The organism is Actinosynnema sp. NPDC023794 (genome assembly GCF_040639675.1).
Taxonomy (GTDB): Bacteria; Actinomycetota; Actinomycetes; order Mycobacteriales; family Pseudonocardiaceae; genus Actinosynnema; species Actinosynnema luteola.
Genome location: NZ_JBFAFR010000021.1, coordinates 131,555 through 150,128, shown reverse-complemented (window position 1 = coordinate 150,128; position 18,574 = coordinate 131,555). Strand labels below are relative to the sequence as shown.

The following is an 18,574-nucleotide window of genomic DNA, read 5'->3' as shown; positions in this document are numbered from 1 at the left end:
AGGACCCCAAGCCCTTCATCTGGACCAAGGACGCGGACGAGATCCTCGACCGCCTCGCCTCATATCTTGATCGAATTCCTGGCGCAGGACACTAGCCCGCCGACCAGCCGACTGCCCCGCCGAAGCCCGCCCACCACGGCCGCGATCTCCGGTAGAATGAGTAGTCGCAGCTCAGAGCACTCGCTGGAGGTGGCATGGCGGACGTCCACGACGTGGCCGCGGCCGTGCTCGACGGCACCGGGCCCGAGTCGCCGATGAAGTTGCAGAAGCTCCTCTACTACGCCCAGGCGTGGCACCTGGCCGAGCACGGCGAACCCCTGTTCGACGCCCGGATCGAGGCGTGGCGGCGAGGTCCCGTGGTGCCCGACGTCTACTACCGCCACCAGGGCCAGTCCGAGGTCTGTGCGTGGGAAGAAGGCGATCCGCGCCGGCTCACCGACCGTGAACGCGCGGTCGTCGGTTCGGTGGTCGAGCGGTACGCGCACTTCAGCAGGCACGAGTTGAGCGACATGGCGCACGACGAGGAGCCGTGGCGCGCCGCACGCGGTGAGCTGGCCGAGTCCGAGCCGAGCAGCGCGCCCCTCTCGCACGAGGTGATGGCCCGCTACTTCCGCCGGTTGACCAGCGGCGGCGAGGAAGCGATCGCCGAGGCCGTCGGCAGCGCCCGGCTGGAGGGCCTGGACGTGCCGGACGACGTGGTGGCCACGATGCGCGCCGTCGCGGCCGGCGAGCTGACCGCGGACGAGGCGATCGCCAGGGAGATCGAGGCGCTGCGCCGGTAGTGGACGAGGACCCCTACCTGGACCCCGTGTCCGGGGTGCTGCGCAACAACCTGGGCCTGACCGACCCGATCGAGTGCGATTTCGCCGAGACGCGCCTGAGCACGATGCGCGTCGAGCAGCTCGCGATGGCGCCCCTGCCCGGCCTCTACGACCTCGCCCACCTGCGTGCCTTCCACCGCCGCATCTTCGGCGACTTCTACCCGTGGGCCGGTGAGCTCCGGCGGGTCAACATCGGCAAGTCCGCGTTGTTCGCCGCCTGGCGGCAGATCGAGCCGTACGCGATCGGCGTGTTCGACGACCTGAAGAAGGAGCGCTACCTGCGCGGCCTGCCGCGGGACGCGTTCCTGGACCGATTCACGCACTACTTCGCCGAGGTCAACGCCGTGCACCCGTTCCGCGAGGGCAACGGGCGCACGCAGCGGGCGTTCTTCCGCCAGTTGGCGCGGGAGGCGGGCTGGCGGGTCGCGGTGCACACGCTGGACCGGGTCGCGTTCACCGACGCGTGCGAGCAGAGTCTGACGAGTTCGAACGACTCGTTGCGCGACCTGTTCGACACCGTCCTGAGCGTCGCGTGATGTGACTCGGCTCACATCGGGCCGAGAACCTTTTCCGCGAGCGGGGCGTCTTGCCGGATGTGAACGAGGAGCAGTTGGTGCGCGCGGTGGCCCGTGGCGACCGCGCGGCCTTCGAGGAGCTCTACCGCCGCACGTCGCCGTGGCTGGCCGTGCGCCTGCGCCGCCGGTGCGCCGACGAGCAGGTCGTGGCCGAGGTCATGCAGGAGACGTACCTGGCGGTGTGGCGGGCGGCGGGGTCGTTCGCGGGCGCCGCGGTCGACGGCACGGCGGTCGGCTGGCTGTGGACGATCGCGGCACGGCGGCTGGTCGACGCGTTCCGCCGGCGCGCGCACCAGGCCCGGCCGCTGCCGGTGGCCGAGACCTCGGCCGCGCCCGCCGCCGAGGACGAGGCGCTGGCCGGCGCGCTGGGCGACGACGTCGGCGGCGCGCTGCGCGACCTGGCGCCCGAGCTGCGGCAGGTGTTGCAGGCGATGGTGCTGGACGGGCTGACCGTGCGCGAGACCGCGGTGCTGCTCGGGGTGCCCGAGGGCACCGTGAAGACCCGCGCCCGGCGGGCCCGGATCGCGATGCGGGAGGCACTGTCATGAGCGAGCACCCGAGCGCCGACTCGATCGCCCGTTACGCGGGCGGCGACGACCTGCCCGCCGACGTGCTGTGGGCGGTCGAGGCGCACCTGGAGACGTGCGAGACGTGCAGGCTGCGCCTGGCCGACCTGGCTCCGCCGCAGGTCACGGCGTTGACCGCGACCGTGTGGGCGGGGTTGGCGCCCGCCGGGACGCCCGCCCGCCGACGGCACCGGCTCGCCCGCTGGGCTACGCCGTCGTTGCTGCCGTGGCTGGCCATGACGGCGTTCGTGGTGCTGGCGGCGCTGTCGCTGGACGGGCTGCCCGGTCACACGGCGTTGTCCGCGGTCCTGCTGATCGCGCCGATCGTGCCCGTGCTCGGCGTGGCCGCGGCGTGGTCGCGGGGCATGGACCCGGCCTACGAACTGGTCGTGTCCACGCCCCGGGCCGGGCTGCAACTGGTGCTGCGCCGCACGTTCGCGGTGCTCGTGGCCGTGCTGCCGGCGTTGCTGGTCGGCGGTTGGCTGGCCGGCGCGTCGCCCGCGTACTGGCTGCTGCCGTGCCTCGGCGTCACCGCGGTGACGCTCGCGCTCGGCGGCGTGATCGGGATGCGCCGGGCCGCCGTCGCCGCCGCGTCCGCGTGGGCGGTGCTGGTGATCGGTCCGGCGGCGGTCGTCGGCGGTGTGCCCGGTGTGCTCGCGCCGGGTGCGGCGCCGTTGTGGGCGGCGGTGCTCGTCGGGGGCGCCGCCGCCGTGTTCTTCAGGTCCGCGGCCTACGCGCGGCTGTGATGGAGGGAGGGCTGATGGCACGTGTGGTGAGCGCGGCGGAAGTCGCGCCGACGGGGTACGCCTGGCAGGTCGAGGCCAGGGGTCTGCGCGTGCGCGCGGGCCGGACGATGGCGGTGGACGGGCTGGACCTGCGGCTCGGCCGCGGCGTGCACGGGCTGCTCGGGCCGAACGGCGCGGGCAAGACCACGCTGATCCGGTCGCTGGCGACCGTGCTGCGGCCCGTGTCGGGGACGTTGGAGGTGTTGGGCACGCCGGTGACCGGGCGGCTGGACCTGCGCCGGGTGCGCCGCGCGCTCGGCTACCTGCCGCAGGACTTCGGCTACTACAAGCGGTTCACGGTGCGCGAGTTCGTCGAGTACATGGCGTGGCTCAAGGAGATGCCGAAGCGGGACGTGCCCGGCGCGGTGCAGCGGGCCGTCGAACGGGTCGGGCTGGCCGACCGGGCGGACGACCGGCTGAAGACGCTGTCCGGCGGCATGGTGCGGCGGGCGGGCATCGCGCAGGCGATCGTGAACGACCCCGAGGTGCTGCTGCTCGACGAGCCGACCGCCGGCCTGGACCCCGGTCAACGGGTCCGGTTCCGGGAGCTGTTGCAGGAGTTGGGTTCCGACTCGTGCGTGGTCGTGTCGACGCACCTGGTCGAGGACGTCGCGGCGGCGTGCACGGACGTGGTGCTGGTCGCCGCGGGCAAGCTGGTCTTCCAGGGCACGCCCGCCGAACTGGCGGCGGCCGGCGGGCCGGACGACGTGGGGGACAGCCCGATCGAGCGCGGCTACTCGGCGCTGCTGGGCGGTGCGTGGTGAGGATCCTCGGGATCGAGGTGAAGCGCACCACGGCGCTGGTGCTCGGCGCGCTGGTCGCGGTGGTCATGGTCGGCATGCTGTTCTGGGGGCCGTCGACCAAGGACAGCACGGCGTGGAGCCGGCAGTGGACGACGTTGACCGAGTGGGTCAGGTTCATGCTCGCGTTCTCCTGGCCGCTGGCGCTCGGCGCGGGCGCGTTGCAGGGCTTGCGCGACCGGCGGTCGGGGGTGGAGGAGCTGTTCGGCTCCACGCCGCGACCGCGTGCCCAACGGGTCGGGTGGACGCTCGGCGCGTTGGCGGTCGGGCTCGTGGTGGCGTACGCGGTGGTGTTCGCGGTCGGCGCGGCGCAGGTGGTGTCGGCGACGGACTACTTCCACTGGGGCTGGCTGCCGGCCGCCCTGGTCGGCGCGTTGGCGCTGGTCGGCGTGGCGTGGCTGGGCATGGGTCTCGGCCGGCTCGTGCCGTCGCCGTTGACGCCGCCGGTGCTGGCGGTCGCCGGGTTGGCGGTGACGTCGCTGGGGGTCGGCCGGCCGGGGGACGGCCTGCCGTGGACCGCGTTGCTGCCGACGCTGCCGTTCCCGAGGTCGGTGTTCACGGCGGTGGGCGGTTCGGTGAGCGCGGCGCAGGCGGTGTGGTTCGCGGGGATCGCGTCGACCGGGTTCCTGTTGGTGGCGCTGCGTCGGCGGTGGCTGGGCGTGCTGCCGGTGCTGGTGGCGGCGGCCGTCGCGGTGCCGTTGCTGCCCGCGACGGCGGAGGAGGCCATCACGGCGGACCCGGTGGCCGCGGAGCTGGTGTGCGCGGATCAGCTGTGCCTGACTCGGGCGCACGAGCACGAGCGGGCCGCGCTGACGGGGCCCGCGCGGGAGGTGCTGCGGTTGATGGGGAAGCTGCCGTCGCCGCCCACGTCGGTGCGGCAGGTCGCGCTGGTGGAGCGCGGGGAGCAGGACATGCGCCTGCCGGAGTCGATCGACGCGGTGTGGGTCGACCTGGACGAGTTCACCTACTTCCGCCGCACGCCGCTCACTCCGGACCAGGTGGTGACGTACTGGTTGGCCGGGGCCGGGACGCGCACCTGCTACGGCGACCACATCCCGAGGACGGTGACGCGCGAGGTCGCGGCCCGCACGGTGATGACGGCGTGGCTGACCGGCCGCCTGGAGCCGCTGCCCGTGTACCGGCTCTGGCTGGGCCAGGAGACCGACGGGCTGGTCGCCGCCGCCTGGGAGCACCTGCGCGCCCTGCCCGAGCCCGAGCAGGCGGCCCGGGTCCAGGCGGCGCGAGAGGTGCAGGCCGCCTGCGCCGGCGATCCCCTGACCACCCTCACGGGCGGTGCCCTGTGACGCGGTGGCTCATCCTGCACGCCAGGTCCCGGCTGGTCCCGGCGTCGGCGGCGGCCGTGGTGGTCGGGGTGGCGGGGCTCGCCGCGCTCGCCCCGCCGCACGGCAGCCCGCAGCTGGCCGCGTTCGGCGCGGCCATCGGGGTCGCCGCCGTCGCGAACGGCCTCGGCTCGCACGACCCGGCGCTGGACCGCACGGCCGCGTTCGGCTGGCCGCCCCGCCGGGCCGCGCACCTGCTTCTCGGCGGCGCGTTCGTCGCCGCGCTGCTGCTCGCGGCCGGCCGCGTCGCCGACCCGATCGCCACCGACGCGTTCGTGCTCCGCGACGTGGTCGGCCTCGGCGGCCTGGTGGCACTGGGCGCGCTGCTGTTCGGCCCACGTGCCGCGTGGGCGTTGCCGGTCGGCTGGACCGGCGCCACGCTCGTCGTCCCGCCCGGCGACGAGCACTGGCTCAGCCGCCTGCTGACCTGGCCGGTGCAACCGACCGGCACCACCTCGGCCACCGTCACCGCGGTCGTGCTCGGCTGCACCGGCCTGCTCGCCTACAGCTGGTTCGGCTGCCGCCGTTAGACACCCACCGGGTGCCAGACCGTCTTCATCTCCAGGAACGCCCGCAGCCGGGCCAGGTCCGGCTCGCGGGTGAAGTCCTCCGACGGACGCGCCCGCAGCACGCGCTTCACCGTCCCCGCCGCCGCGCGCTCCAGGTCCGCCCGCGTCGACTCCGGCGCGCCGGTCAGGTCCAGGGCGTTCACGTCCGCGTGCGACGCCAGCCAGGGCGCGATCTCCGCCGTGCGCCCGGTCAGCACGTTCACCACACCGCCGGGCAGGTCGGACGTCGCCAGCACCTCCGCCAACGTCACCGCGGCCAACGGCCGGTCCTGCGACGTCACGACCACCGCCGCGTTGCCGGTCGCGATCACCGGCGCCACCACGCTGATCAACCCCAGCAGCGACGACTGCTGCGGCGCGAGCACCGCCACCACACCCGTCGGCTCCGGCACGGAGAACGAGAAGTACGGCCCGGCCACCGGGTTCGACGCGCCGAGCACCGTGGCGACCTTGTCGGTCCACCCGGCGTACCAGACCCACCGGTCGATGGCCGCGTCCACCAGCGACTGCGCCTTCTTCGCCGCGACGCCCTCGCAGGCGGCGACCTCGGCGGCGAACTGCTCCCGCCGGCCCTCCAGCACCTCGGCCACCCGGAACAGCACCTGCCCGCGGTTGTACGCCGTCGCGCCCGACCAGCCGGGGAACGCCTTGCGCGCCGCCGCGACCGCGTCCCGGGCGTCCTTGCGCGAACCCTGCGCCGCGTTGGCCAGGAACGCGCCCTTCGCGTCGACCACGGGGTAGGACCGGCCGGACTCCGACCGGGGGAACGCGCCGCCGATGTAGAGCTTGTACGTCTTCGCGACGGCGATCCGGTTCTCGGCCTTGCCGAGGGAAATCCGGTTCTCAGACATCGAGGTACGCCTCCAGCCCGGTGCGACCGCCCTCGCGGCCGAAGCCCGACTCCTGGTAGCCGCCGAACGGGGCGGTGGGGTCGAAGCGGTTGAACGTGTTGGCCCACACCACGCCGGCGCGCATCTTCTGCGCCGCCCACAGGATGCGCGACCCCTTCTCGGTCCAGATGCCGGCCGACAGCCCGTACGGCGTGTTGTTCGCCTTGGCCACGGCCTCGTCCGGCGTGCGGAACGTCAGCACCGACAGCACCGGGCCGAAGATCTCCTCGCGCGCGATCCGCATCGCCTGCGACACGTTCGAGAACACCGTCGGCGCGAAGTAGAAACCCTTGTCCGGCAACGGGCACGCGGACGTCCACCGCTGCGCGCCCTCGGCGTCGCCCGTCTCGACCAGCTCCTGGATCTTCGTCAGCTGCTCGCGCGAGTTGATCGCGCCGACGTCGGTGTTCTTGTCCAACGGGTCGCCGACGCGCAGCGTGGACACGCGGGCGTGCAGCTTCTCCAGCAGCTCGTCGGCCACGGACTCCTGCACCAGCAGCCGCGAACCCGCGCAGCACACGTGACCCTGGTTGAAGAAGATCCCGTTGACGATGCCCTCGACCGCCTGGTCGAGCGGCGCGTCGTCGAACACGATGTTCGCCGCCTTGCCGCCCAGCTCCAGGGTGAGCCTGCGGCCGGTGCCGGCCAACTGGCGCTGGATGATCTTGCCGACCTCGGTCGACCCGGTGAACGCGACCTTGTCCACGTCCGGGTGCGACACGAGCGCCGCGCCGACGTCACCCGCGCCGGCGAGGATGTTCACCACACCGGGCGGCAGGTCGGCCTGCTGGATGATCTCCGCCAGCACCAGCGCGCTCAGCGGCGTCGTCTCGGCGGGCTTGATCACCACCGTGTTGCCGGTCGCCAGCGCGGGCGCGATCTTCCACGCCGCCATCAGCAACGGGAAGTTCCACGGGATGACCTGGCCGGCCACGCCGAGCGGACGCGGGTCGGGGCCGAGGCCCGCGTAGCCGAGCTTGTCCGCCCAGCCCGCGTGGTAGAAGAAGTGCGCGGCGGCCGTCGGCACGTCCACGTCACGTGATTCCTTGATGGGCTTGCCGTTGTCCAACGACTCCAGCACCGCCAGCTCCCGCGACCGCTCCTGGATCAGGCGGGCGATGCGGAAGATGTACTTGGCGCGCTCGGAGCCGGGCATCCGGCCCCAGACCCGGTCGTAGGCGCGGCGCGCGGCCTTCACGGCCTTGTCGACGTCCGCCGGCGCGGCCGTGGAGACCTCGGCGAGCACCTCCTCCGTGCCGGGGTTGACGGTCTTCAGCGGCTCGCCGGCGCCCTCGACGAACTGGCCGTCGACGAACATCCGGTAGGTCGGCTTGAGGTTCGCGATGTCCCGTGATTCGGGCGCGGGCGCGTATTCCCACATGTCAGTCCACCGTCACGTAATCGGGGCCGCTGTAGTGGCCGGCCAACTGGGTGCGCCGCTGCATCAGCAGGTCGTTGAGCAGCGTGGAGGCACCGAAGCGGAACAGGGTCGGGGTCAGCCACTCCGGTCCCGCGACCTCGTGCACCGCGACCAGGTACTTGATCGCGTCCTTGGTCGTGCGGATGCCGCCTGCGGGCTTCACGCCCCTGAGCTCGCCCGTCCGGGCGTGCCAGTCGCGGACGGCCTGCAGCATCACGTGCGTGACCGGCAGCGTCGCGGCGGGGGACACCTTGCCGGTGGACGTCTTGATGAAGTCGCCGCCCGCGAGCAGACCGAGCCACGACGCGCGGCGCACGTTGTCGTACGTCGCGAGCTCGCCGGTCTCCAGGATCACCTTGAGGTGCGCGTCCCCGCAGGCGTGCTTGACCTGCACGATCTCGTCGAACACCTGCCCGTACCGGCCGGACAGGAACGCGCCCCGGTCGATCACCATGTCGATCTCGGTCGCGCCCGCGTCGACGGCGTAGGCGGTGTCCTCCAGCTTCACCTTCAGGCTCGACCGGCCGGACGGGAACGCGGTCGCGACGCTGGCGACGTCGATCCCCGTGCCCCGGAGCTCCTCGACGGCCGTCTCCACCATGTCCGGGTACACGCAGACGGCGGCGACCTTCGGCACGTCCGGGTTGTCCGGGTCGGGCCGCCGGGCCTTCGCCGCGAGCGACCGGACCTTGCCGTGGGTGTCCGCGCCTTCCAGCGTGGTCAGGTCGACCATGCTGATGGCGGTGTCGATGGCCCACATCTTGGCGGCCTTCTTGATGCTGCGGGTGCCCAGACCGGCCGCGCGCTGTTCGACGCCGACCTGGTCCACACCGGGCAGTCCGTGCAGGAACCGGCGCAGCGACGCGTCGTCGCGGACGGCGTCCGCGAGCGCCGGGGGCAGCGACGGCGATGTCGATGGAGCAGCCATGTCCCCGAGTCTAGGCGGACTGGGACGGCCGTCCTAAACGAGCGACTCGGCATCGATTCGGGAAGCGCGGACCGACTCGTCCGATGGGTGGTGGAGTCGAATACCTCGAATGGAGGGGAATGTCCATTCCATCGGGTGGGTAATTCCGCCGGGTCGATGCGGTGGAGGGGGATGAGAATGGCCGTTGTGAATCGTCGGCGGTGAGGTTCCGCGCTGAAGGGATCGGTTTATGAGCGCGTTTCTCCGGCGGGCAGCCGCCGCGGTCCTCGGGCTGGTGCTCTGCCTGGCCTGGGCCAGTCCGGCAGCGGCGGTCCAGACGGTGTGGACGGGCACGGTCGGCGGCGCGACCGCCTATCCCTCCGACTTCTGGGAGTCCGGCGAGTCGGTCGGCTACGGTGACTACTACTCGCCGTACTACTGGCCGGAGGGCATGAACGTCGTCCACACCCTGGCGTTCAACTACAGCGGAGCGGTGCGCGACGTGCGCATCGGCTTCCAGATCCGCGGCCGGGCGGGCACCGCGTTCGTCGAACCGGCGAGGATCGTCGACGACGCCCACGGCGCGTGCCCCGGTACCGGCGTCTTCGAGTACTCCTCGGACGGCGTCACGTGGAGCAGCGAGTTCTTCGTGGGTGCGACCTACGCCCTGTACGAGACCGACACCAACGCCTTCATCGACATGTCGCCCCGCGACGGCACGCCGTGCCTGGTCGGGGTGCTCGCCACCGCGGACCGGCCCAGCCAGTCGCAGACCACGACGAACGCCGACCTCTACCGCCAGATGGACGTGACCGACGAGACCCTGCACAACTCGTCGCTGTACTCGTACGCCGTGACGTCGGAGTCCGACTTCACCCAGCAGGACTTCGGCCTCACGACCGACCGGCCGGGCACCGTGGCGCACGGCGACGTCGTCGGCTACGAGCTGACCATGCGGAGCCTGCGCCACACGAGCACGCTGACCGCGCGTTCCCACGAGATCGACGTGAGCGGGCTGCTCGACGACGCGGACGTCGGCGACGCGATCACTACCTCGACGGGGTCGGCCGCGTTGACCGACGACAAGATCGTGTGGACCTCGGACGGCGCGGCCATCGCGGCGGGCGCGGTCGTCACCCTCGCGTTCACCGCGACGTTCCACGGCGGCGGCGACGGTGACGCGCGAGCCGTGGTGAACGGCCCGACAGGGAGCGCGTCCTGGCCGTTCAACCTCCACAACGGGCCCAGGTCGAACTGCCAGACCGTCCCGGGCGCGCAGGGCTACGTCTGGGTCGACGGGCACCTGATGCCCGGCGCGGAACTCGCCGCGCTGACCGCGGAGGAGTTCGCGACCGTGGCGGGCGAGTGCGCGGTGGTCCAGCGGGTCGGCGTCACCGTCGCCGCGGACGCGGGCGGCCCTTACGAGCTGGACGAAGGCGCGGCGAGCCTGACGCTCGACGCGAGCCGCACGGTCGCCCCGCCGGACGCCCTCTACGCCTGGGACCTCGACGGCGACGGGGAGTACGACGACGCCACCGGTCCCCAGCCCACGGTGACCGCGCGGCAGCTCGCGGAGTTCGGGCTCGGCGACGGTCCGGCCGTTGGATCGGCCAGGCTCCTGGTCACCGCGGGGCGGACCCTGGCGGAGACCGCGGAGACCACCGTCACGGTGCGGAACCTGCCACCGAGCGTGACTGTCGAGGCTCCCCCCGAGGCGGTCGCCGGCACCCCCGTCACCGTGGCGCTGCGGGCCACCGACGCCTGGCCGCCGGACGTCGCCGCGCCCCGGCACACGATCGACTGGGGTGACGGCACGGTCGAGGTCGTCACCACCGACACGCCCTCGCACACCTACTCCGGGCCCGGCGCCTACGTGGTGACCGTGACGGTGCGCGACAAGGACGGCGCCGACAGCGCGCCCGCCACGGCCACGATCGCGGTGTCGCCGGTCGCCGCCCCGTCGCCACCGACCGACACCGCCGAGACGGCGGGGATGCTGCCCGTGACCGGTGTCGGGGGAGACCTGCCCGCCACCGCCGCGGCGGGTCTCGTGCTCCTCGTCGTCGGCGTCGCACTGGTCGTGAGGGGCCGGCGCAGGCGCCGCGGGCCGGTGAGCCCACGCGCAGGGGTTTCGTGACCTCGTCCTCGACGGCTGGACGGGTCGTCGAGGACAGGGCTGGGCATTCGCGGCTTCGCGAGGGGGCGGGACGACGAAGGGCAACACCTCCGGTGCCCGCGACTAACCCTCCAACTCGCCGTGGTTGCGACCCTTGAGTTTCTTCTTCTTCGGGTTCTTCGGACGGCGCACCTCGACCGCGCCCATCATCGCGAACCCGGTGATCTTCACGACCGGTCCGCCGGGGATCGTCGGCGCGCCCTTGTGCGTGGCGTCCTCGAACGCGCCCATGAAGCCGATGCCGGTCACGTGGACGGTGACGTCCTCCGGCACGATGATCTCCACCGCGCCCATGAGCGCGTAGGCGTTGATCGTCGTCTCCCCCTGCGCGAAGCGGGCCCGGGTCAGGTCCAGCTCGACACCGCCCATGACCGCCACCGCGGTGTGCGTCGGTGGCACGACCCACTCGCCGCGACGTTCCACGCCGGACCAGAACGCGACCGAGACCGTGGTGCCGGGCGTGCCGCCGATGCGGGACGCGGGGGCGTTGTGCTGCACCGGCACGGGCATCACGGACGGCGCGGGCACGCCGAGGTCGGCGGTCAGGGGCACCAGGTCGCCGTAGGTCTTGGCCGAGTACACGGCCGCGAGGCGTTCGTCCAGCTCGTGCAGGTCCAGCCGACCCTCGCCGTGCGCCTGCTGGAGCACTTGGGCGACCTTCTCGCGGTCGGCGTCCGAGGCACGCATCTGACGGGGATCCGGCACCAACTCGTCGCTCACACGGGTGAGTCTAGGAGTGCGGTCGTCGGTTTGGTCAGTTTCCCGTCGCGACGAGGACCAGCTCGCCGGATTCCGGTTCGAGGAAGGCCGACGCGTGCCACCGCTCGTGGTCGAACGCCGCGTCCAGCGCGTCCCCGGTCAGGAACGGCCCGTCCGGCAGCTCCGCGCGCATGCCTTCCACCACCTCGGGCGTCCTGCCCTCGGCCGCCGGCGCGTGGGCGGTCATCAGCTGGTCGACCGCGGACGGGTCGAGCGTGACCACCGCGTCGATCCAGTAGGTGGACGGTCCGGGCACGTCGGCGCGCCCGAACGTGCCGGACATCCACCGCGCCCCGGCCGGCGCCCCCAGCACGGGGAAGCGGGAGAGCAGCGGGTCGAGGTCGGTCCGCAACTGGCCGGTCCCGGCCTTCACCGCGGGCTCGGCCTGCGCCTGGCACCCGGCCACCGCCACGGCCGCGACGAGCGCCACGAACCACTTCACCACGCGAACACCGACCCGTCGACCTCGCCGAAGAACAGGACCGGGCCGTCGGGGTTCCCGGAGCCGCGGACGGCGGTGCGGTCGGCCTCGACGCAGTCGGTCTGGCCGCTGCCGCGGCTGCTCTCGCGCCGGCGCGCGTCGGTGAGGTCCATCGGTTGCGCTCCTCGCACCACGTCATCCGTCCCGCGAGCTCGGAGATGAGCCCCAGCGACCCTTCGGCCGACCCGCCAAGGCACGCAGCCCCTGCCAGGCAAGCCTAGCGTTGGTGAGGTGCACTTCCTCTTCGAGGAACGTGCTCGGGCCCCGGCTTCCCACGGGGACCAGGCTCGGTCGGCGAAGTCCATCACGAGGCGGATGGCGCGCGCGGGCAATCGACCTCGCGACGCGCACCGGCAACTGGATCAGCTGGGCTGACGCACCGGCAACCCGGCGGCGCGGTAGATCTCGTCCACGACCCGCATCGTGGCCACCGCGTCGTCCGCCGTCGTCGGGAACGGCTTGCCGTGCAGCACGGCGTCGGCGAACGCCTCCAACTGGTACTCGTACGACGGCCGCCGGTCGAACCGCTCGACCCGGTGGTGCCCGTTCACCTCCACGACGAGCCGGTGGCCGAACTGCGGCGCGAACGGGTTGAACACGCGCAGCTCGCCGTTGGCCCCCAAGACCTTCGCCGACAGCCTCAGCAACGACCGCGACCACATCGACGTCACCACGGTCCCGGTGTGCCCGGCGGGGAACTTCAACTCCGCCCGCATCGCCCGGTCGACGCCGTCGCCCTTCAGCAGCGCCCGCGCCGACTTCACCTCCGGCTCGGCGCCGCCCAGGTACCGCACCGCGTTCACCGAGTAGCACCCGGCGTCCATCAACGCCCCACCGGCCAACTCCAGCGAGTACCGGATGTCGCCGAACCTCGGCAGCGGGAAGCACATCCGCGCCTCCACGTGCCGCAGTTCGCCCAACTCCGCGACCACTTCCGCCAACCGCGACGCCAACGGGTGATACCGGTAGTGGAACGCCTCCATCACCACGAGCCCGCTGCTCTTCGCCGCCGCCGCGACCTCGGCCGCCTCGTCCGCGTTGGCCGCGAACGGCTTCTCGCACAACACGTGCTTGCCGGCCGCCAAGGCCGCCGACGTCCACCTCCCGTGCAACCCGTTGGGCAGCGGGACGTAGACGGCGTCCACGTTCGGGTCGTCCAACAGCTCCTCGTAGCTCCCGTGCACGCGAGGAATCCCGTGCCGGTCGGCGAAGTGCTGCGCCCGCCCGACGTCGCGCGCCGCCACCGCCGCGACCTCGACCGACGCCACCGACCGCCCCGGCCTCACCAACGCCGCCGGCACGATCCGCGCCGCCCCCAGAACCCCGATCCGCACGTGGTCGGCCATGCTCAGGACGTTACCCCCGGGAGCACCTCGTCAACCCCGAGCCGCCTGATGTCCGGGTAGTGCTCGTCCAGCTCGCCCACCTCGAACCGAACCTGCTTGACGGCCCACCACAGCCGGTCACCAACGCCCCAGCTGGCCCGGTACGACCCGTCCGGCAGCACGACCGCCGTCTCACCGGACCCGTGTACCAACACCGCCAGCTCCTCACCGGTGCCGGCGTTCCAGATCCGTGCCGTGCCGTCGTCTGAAGTGGTCGCGATACGCGCTCCGTCGGGCGAGAACGCCACGCTGCAGACCCCGCCGACATGTCCGATCAGGGTCAGCAGGAGCTCTCCGGTCACGCTCCAGATCCGGGTGGTCCCGTCCGCGGATGCCGTGGCGATCCGGTGGCCGTCGGCGGAGAACGCGACGTCCTGGACTGCACCGTCGTGCCCTCCGAACCGGGCCAACTCCCGGCCGGCGAGGTCCCAGACGCGTGCCGTGCGATCGGAGGAAGCGGTGGCGAGGCGCCGGCCGTCGCGCGAGAAAGCGATGCCCGACACCGACGTGTCGTGGCCCACGAGAGGCACCCGGCGCGTCATGGTCTCGTCCCAGACGTAGGCGGTGCCGTCGTGGTGCGCGGTCGCGACGAGGCGACCCGTCGGTTCCAACGCGACCTCGGTGATCGCGGCGCCGTCGTGCTGGTAGGTGGTCAGCCGAACCCGGTTCGGCAGGTCCCAGTACGTCACGACGTTGCCGGTCGAGGCGGTGACCAGGCGGTGTCCGTCCGCGGACACCGCCAGCGAGGAGAGCCCCGGGGTGACGTGCACGACCCCTTGACCCGGCCCAGTGATCTTGAACCCCCCTTCGACCGCGAACACCGCTGTCGTGCTCTCCGACGAGAACGCGGCAAGCCGCTTGGCGCTGGTCGAATCCATGGCCGCGCTCTCGACGTCGCCGGTCCCGAGGTCCCACCTGTGGACCATCCCGTCCTGGAACATGGTGAGCAGCGACCGGCCGTCCGACGAGTACGAAGCGGAACCGACCGAGTGCCCCAGGTCGCTCAACCGCTGCCGCTGCCCGTCAGCCATCGTGTGGACATCGGCCGAACCCTGATCCGTGGTGAGCGCGAAGCGCCTGCCGTCGCCGGACGGGCTGACGTGGGTGATGCGGGCTGAGGCGTGGTCGCTCAACACCCGGGTCCCGTCGCGGTTGAAGACGGCGAACTGCCGATCTGCCGCGAGCAGGATGTGGCCGTCGCCGAGGAACGCCATGTGGTCGATGCTGCTGAGCTGGCTCGGAAAGTGCCCCAGCCGCTCGCCGGTGCGCGTGTCCACGAGGGTGACGTTCCGGAGGGTGCTGACAGCGACGATCGAGCCGGAGGGTGAGACGGTCAGGTGCTCACCGCCGTCAACCCTGAAGTTCCCGACGGTCTCCAGGTCGTGCGCTCGTAGGACCTCCACTCCGTAGCCCGACCTCGTGACGATCACACTCCCGTCGGCCGACACGGCGAGGCCGTGGTACGCCGCCGGAAGCTGGCTCACCACCTTGCCGGACTTGGTGTTCCACAACTGCACGACCTGACGGGTGACGTCCCAGGTGACGAAGCGATCGCCGCCCAGCACGAAACAGCCTTGGCTGGTCCGGTAGGGCGGCATGCTGGTGACCAGCTCACCTGTGGCCGCGTCCCAGATGTGTGCCGTGTTGCCCTGCTCCAGCGTGGCGATCAGGCGGCCGTTCTGCGCATAGGTGACGTCGATGATCGGGTGCGCATGTCTGCGCCACACCCGCACGGGCTGGTTCGTCCGCAGGTGCCGCAGCTCCACCACGTGCTCGTGCGCTATCGCAACCAGCTCACCGTCCGGCGAGAAGGCGACCGCCGCTATGTCCTGCCCCGGCGGCGCGAGCATCGGCGTCGCGGGGTCACGGCCTGCCACCGCCGCCTCCTCCGGCGCCGGACCGGTCACGCCCAGCAGTGCCGCCCGGTCCCACCGGCTGCCGGTCAAGACGGCACCCGTGAGGTCGCCGCCGGTCATCCGCACGTCGGTCAGGTTGGCGGCGGACAGATTCGCTCCGGCCAAGCTCTTGTCGTAGAGCCGTTGGCCCGACAGGTCGGCGCCGCTGAGATCCGCACCTCGCAGGTCCAGCTCACCGAAGTCGAACGCGCGCAGGTCGGCGTTGGCCAACGACAGGTGGACCCGCGCCTCCAGCCGCTTCGCCACCTCGGTCGCGTTCTGCTTCGCCGCCTCCGGCGCATCGGCATCGGTCAGCACCCCGCGTGCCCACCGCAGCGCGACGTCGTGACCGGCCAGGTCGCACAGGAAGTCGACCATCAGCCGGGACATCCTGCGGGTCACCAGGTCCGTGCCGGGCAGGTCGTCCGCCGCCACCTTCGCCACCAGCCACTCCATCACCGACTGGTGGACGAACGCGAATCCGCCCGCCTCCGTCCGCACCAGCAACGACCCCGAACCGACGGCGTGCGCGGCCTGGTCGATCGAGTACCCGCGCTCGGTCAACCGGGTCAACGTCCGCACCACGGTGTCCTCCAGGTCGGCCGTGTCGATGGTCGTCGCCGTGGTCTGCCACAGCCGCAACGCCAGCGCCGTGCACGCCGACAGCCGCTCCGCCCCGTCGAACGACGGCGTCCCGTGCCGGTGCCGTTGCCGGCCCACCTCCTGCACCAGCCAGAAGTCCACCAGCTCCCGGTACAGCTCCGCCGCGCTGATCCGACCGTGCTGCCGGCGCACCTCGTGCAACCGCTCGTCGTCCAGGTCTGCGATGAACGACAGCATCCTCGGGTTCCGGGACAGGCCCAGCAGGTCGTTGATCGCGCCCAGCAGCTCGAACCGCGCCGCCGCACGGGCCGCGTTACCGCCGTAGTGCCTGGTCAGGAAGTCGCGGATCTGGTCGTCGGTGAAGTCCTCCAGCACCGCGACCCGGCTGGCGGTCAACGCCGACACCCGCCGGCCGAGCGCGTTCAGCACCTGGTCGGTGGACTGGAAGTGCTGGCTGCGGCTCGTCAGCACGACCTTCGCCCGATCGGTCACGGCCTGCAGCAGCGTGGACAGGTAGTCGGCCGCGTTGTCGTAGCCGACCCGCAGTTCGAGCTCGTCGAACCCGTCGAACAGCAGTGCCAGCCGACCGCTGCTGATCATGTACCGCAGCTTGGCCACCTCGACCGCGTCCACGCCCTCGCGGACGAGGTGCTGCGCCAGGAGCTCGTCCAGCGTCGGCCCCTTCTCGAGGCTGCGCAGCTCCACCAGCACGGGCAGCAGGCCGGGGTGCTCGGCGGGCAGGGCCCGGGTCAACTGCCGCAGCAGGAACGACTTGCCGCGCCCGAAGTCGCCGAGCACCACCACGAACCGGGCGACGTCCTCGCCGAGCCAGGCGAGCACCCGTCGCAGCAGGTCGTCGCCACCCTCCGCCGATCCCGCCAGGCCGAACCGCTGCGGCACGTACAGGTCGGCCGGGTAGACCCGGTCACCGGCCAGCCGCCGGGTCTGCCGCTCCGCCAACGGCCGCAGGTCCAGCAGTCCCTGGTACTCCACGAAGCTGCGCAGCCGCACACCGCCCCGTCGTGCCGCGACCACCAGCTCGTGCGCGGCGGGTGGTCCGCTGTAGACCAGCTCGGACGGCACGGCGGGGTCCGCCGCGGCGAAGGAGGCGTGCACGTGCTCGGCGAACGCGGCCACCGCCTCGGTGTCCGCCTTCGTGGCCACGCCGACCGGCCACTGCTCGAAACCACCGCCCGCACGGGGCTTCGACACCCGGATGTAGTGCTCCTCGGCGCGCGGTGTGACGGTCGCCGTCGGGTGTGCCACGCGGGTGGCTTCCAGCACGCGGTCGAAGAAGGTGTCCACGCCCCTGGCCGCCCGCACGGGCGACGCGGTCCACTCCGGGCCGCGGGTCGGCACGGCGACGAGCGACCAGGTGGCGGACTCGTCGCGGAGGCTCGTGAGCGGGAGGTCGACGTCCACCGGGACCCGCGCCCCGAGCGGCCCCTGGACCGCGCTCAGCCGCCTGACGGTCGCGTGCCGGTGATCCCGCAGGAGCTCGCGGAACCGCTCGACCTGCCGTTGGCCCAGGCCGAGGCCGTCCTCCTGGTGGGTGACGTCGACGGTCGAGTTGAGGCCGGCGACCACGAGGTCCAGGTCGGGGTAGTCGAACAGGGTCCACGGCTCGTCCGGCGTGAAGCTGAACCGCGCGCCGTGGAACTCCTCGAACGCCGCGGCGAACGGTCCCCACTTCGGCCAGTACGGCGGCTTCGGGGTCCGGCCCCACGCCTCCTCCTGCCGGAAGTACGCCTCGCACGCCAACCTGTTCACGTCCCGCGACCCGGGCACGACGACCACCCGTTCGCATGGCAGCTTCACCGCGTCGGCCAGTCCGGCCAGGAACCGGAAGCCGCGCTCGAACTCGTCCGGCCTGCCGTGCTCGGTCAGGTCGCCGGTGAACACCACCAGGTCGGGGCGCGCCTCGGCGAAGTCGTCCGGCGACCAGGTGGCCCGCCCGGAGCCGAACCGCGTGCCGGCCAGGTGCAGCACGGTGAGCTCGTCCGGGCCGCCGGGCAGTTCCTCGCGCAGCCGGTCGGCGGCGACGGCGTAGCTGTCCTGGGAGGCGGCCGTCGCGATGATGCCGACCACCCGGCCCGTGCGGTGATCCCACACCGGGCTGCCGCTGTACCCGCGTTGGACGGCCAGGGCGGACTCGCTGTCCAGCTGCACGAGCCGTCCGCCGACCTGGCCGCGGACCACGGCACGCGTCCACGCGCCGTCCGGCCGGTTCGCCGGGTAGCCGAACACGTCGACCGTGCTGCCGGCGAGCAGGGGCGCGGCGACCAGCCGCGCGGGCGTGACGCCGGCGGGCAGGTCGAGGTCGAGCGTGGCGATGTCGTCGCCCGGGCTGCCTTCCCGCGGCGGCGGCGGTGTCCAGGTGCGCACGCGTGCCGTCGCCGTTTCGCCGTTCAACGCGGGGAAGTCGACCTCGACCGCCTCCATCGGCCGGGCCGCCGAGCCCGGGTCGAGGCCCAGCGCGAGGTTGACCACGTGGGCGCACGTGACGACGTGGCGGCCGAGCACGACCCCCGCCCCGACGGTCCGGCCCGCCGCGTCGGTGAAGCGGACGACGGAGCTGGGTAACGAGCCGTCGGGCATCGGT

The 18,574-nt window shown here is 72.5% G+C and carries 16 protein-coding genes; 8 read left to right on the top strand and 8 right to left on the bottom strand.

Translation table 11 applies throughout. The features are described 5' to 3' along the window. Positions 1-194 precede the first annotated feature (194 nt). The 7 genes from AB0H12_RS32325 to AB0H12_RS32295 all read left to right on the top strand — a co-directional run bounded on the left by AB0H12_RS32325 (position 195) and on the right by AB0H12_RS32295 (position 5,417). Complete coding sequence (locus AB0H12_RS32325; protein ID WP_499628165.1) at positions 195-782, top strand: type II toxin-antitoxin system antitoxin SocA domain-containing protein; 588 nt, start codon at positions 195-197, stop codon at positions 780-782. Next, positions 782-1,357, top strand: coding sequence for a Fic/DOC family protein (locus AB0H12_RS32320; RefSeq protein ID WP_499628164.1), 576 nt, complete (start codon positions 782-784; stop codon positions 1,355-1,357). Before AB0H12_RS32325 ends, AB0H12_RS32320 begins: the two co-directional genes overlap by 1 nt. Positions 1,358-1,434: 77 nt before the next feature. Then, positions 1,435-1,944 (top strand): RNA polymerase sigma factor, encoded by a 510-nt coding sequence (locus AB0H12_RS32315; protein ID WP_499628162.1) that lies wholly within the window; start codon positions 1,435-1,437, stop codon positions 1,942-1,944. Beyond that, positions 1,941-2,708, top strand: coding sequence for a zf-HC2 domain-containing protein (locus AB0H12_RS32310; protein ID WP_499628160.1), 768 nt, complete (start codon positions 1,941-1,943; stop codon positions 2,706-2,708). The genes AB0H12_RS32315 and AB0H12_RS32310 overlap by 4 nt, the downstream gene beginning before the upstream one ends. A 14-nt stretch (positions 2,709-2,722) precedes the next feature. Then, positions 2,723-3,511, top strand: coding sequence for an ABC transporter ATP-binding protein (locus tag AB0H12_RS32305; RefSeq protein ID WP_499628158.1), 789 nt, complete (start codon positions 2,723-2,725; stop codon positions 3,509-3,511). Continuing rightward, positions 3,508-4,851, top strand: coding sequence for a hypothetical protein (locus AB0H12_RS32300; protein WP_499628157.1), 1,344 nt, complete (start codon positions 3,508-3,510; stop codon positions 4,849-4,851). The genes AB0H12_RS32305 and AB0H12_RS32300 overlap by 4 nt, the downstream gene beginning before the upstream one ends. Then, entirely contained in the window at positions 4,848-5,417 is a 570-nt protein-coding gene (locus AB0H12_RS32295; protein ID WP_499628155.1) for a hypothetical protein, read from the top strand. The genes AB0H12_RS32300 and AB0H12_RS32295 overlap by 4 nt, the downstream gene beginning before the upstream one ends. On the opposite strand, the gene AB0H12_RS32290 is transcribed toward AB0H12_RS32295, so the two are convergent. The 3 genes from AB0H12_RS32290 to deoC are packed head-to-tail and all read right to left on the bottom strand — an operon-like array spanning position 5,414 to position 8,694. Beyond that, positions 5,414-6,307, bottom strand: coding sequence for an aldehyde dehydrogenase family protein (locus AB0H12_RS32290; RefSeq protein ID WP_499628154.1), 894 nt, complete (start codon positions 6,305-6,307; stop codon positions 5,414-5,416). The two genes, AB0H12_RS32295 and AB0H12_RS32290, sit on opposite strands and share 4 nt — an antisense overlap. After that, positions 6,300-7,727, bottom strand: coding sequence for an aldehyde dehydrogenase family protein (locus tag AB0H12_RS32285; protein WP_499628152.1), 1,428 nt, complete (start codon positions 7,725-7,727; stop codon positions 6,300-6,302). Before AB0H12_RS32285 ends, AB0H12_RS32290 begins: the two co-directional genes overlap by 8 nt. A gap of 1 nt (position 7,728) precedes the next feature. Continuing rightward, positions 7,729-8,694: a deoxyribose-phosphate aldolase gene (gene deoC, locus AB0H12_RS32280; RefSeq protein WP_499628150.1), complete on the bottom strand. Its 966-nt coding sequence runs from the start codon at positions 8,692-8,694 to the stop codon at positions 7,729-7,731. 229 nt (positions 8,695-8,923) lie between these two features. On the opposite strand from deoC, the gene AB0H12_RS32275 reads away from it, so the two are divergent. Further along, a complete protein-coding gene (locus AB0H12_RS32275) occupies positions 8,924-10,810 on the top strand; it encodes a PKD domain-containing protein (RefSeq protein ID WP_499628149.1) in 1,887 nt (628 codons plus the stop codon). Positions 10,811-10,912: 102 nt separating this feature from the next. Here AB0H12_RS32275 and AB0H12_RS32270 read toward each other — a convergent pair whose 3' ends face one another. The 5 genes from AB0H12_RS32270 to AB0H12_RS32250 all read right to left on the bottom strand — a co-directional run bounded on the left by AB0H12_RS32270 (position 10,913) and on the right by AB0H12_RS32250 (position 18,570). Next, on the bottom strand, positions 10,913-11,569 hold the full coding sequence (locus AB0H12_RS32270; protein ID WP_499628148.1) for a DUF1707 SHOCT-like domain-containing protein: 657 nt from the start codon (positions 11,567-11,569) through the stop codon (positions 10,913-10,915). Between the two features lie 34 nt (positions 11,570-11,603). Continuing rightward, complete coding sequence (locus AB0H12_RS32265; RefSeq protein WP_499628146.1) at positions 11,604-12,053, bottom strand: hypothetical protein; 450 nt, start codon at positions 12,051-12,053, stop codon at positions 11,604-11,606. After that, complete coding sequence (locus AB0H12_RS32260; RefSeq protein ID WP_499628144.1) at positions 12,047-12,202, bottom strand: DUF397 domain-containing protein; 156 nt, start codon at positions 12,200-12,202, stop codon at positions 12,047-12,049. The genes AB0H12_RS32265 and AB0H12_RS32260 overlap by 7 nt, the downstream gene beginning before the upstream one ends. A gap of 249 nt (positions 12,203-12,451) precedes the next feature. After that, positions 12,452-13,435: a Gfo/Idh/MocA family protein gene (locus tag AB0H12_RS32255; RefSeq protein ID WP_499628142.1), complete on the bottom strand. Its 984-nt coding sequence runs from the start codon at positions 13,433-13,435 to the stop codon at positions 12,452-12,454. A 2-nt stretch (positions 13,436-13,437) separates the two neighbouring features. After that, positions 13,438-18,570, bottom strand: coding sequence for a trypsin-like peptidase domain-containing protein (locus AB0H12_RS32250; protein WP_499628140.1), 5,133 nt, complete (start codon positions 18,568-18,570; stop codon positions 13,438-13,440). Positions 18,571-18,574: the final 4 nt, after the last annotated feature.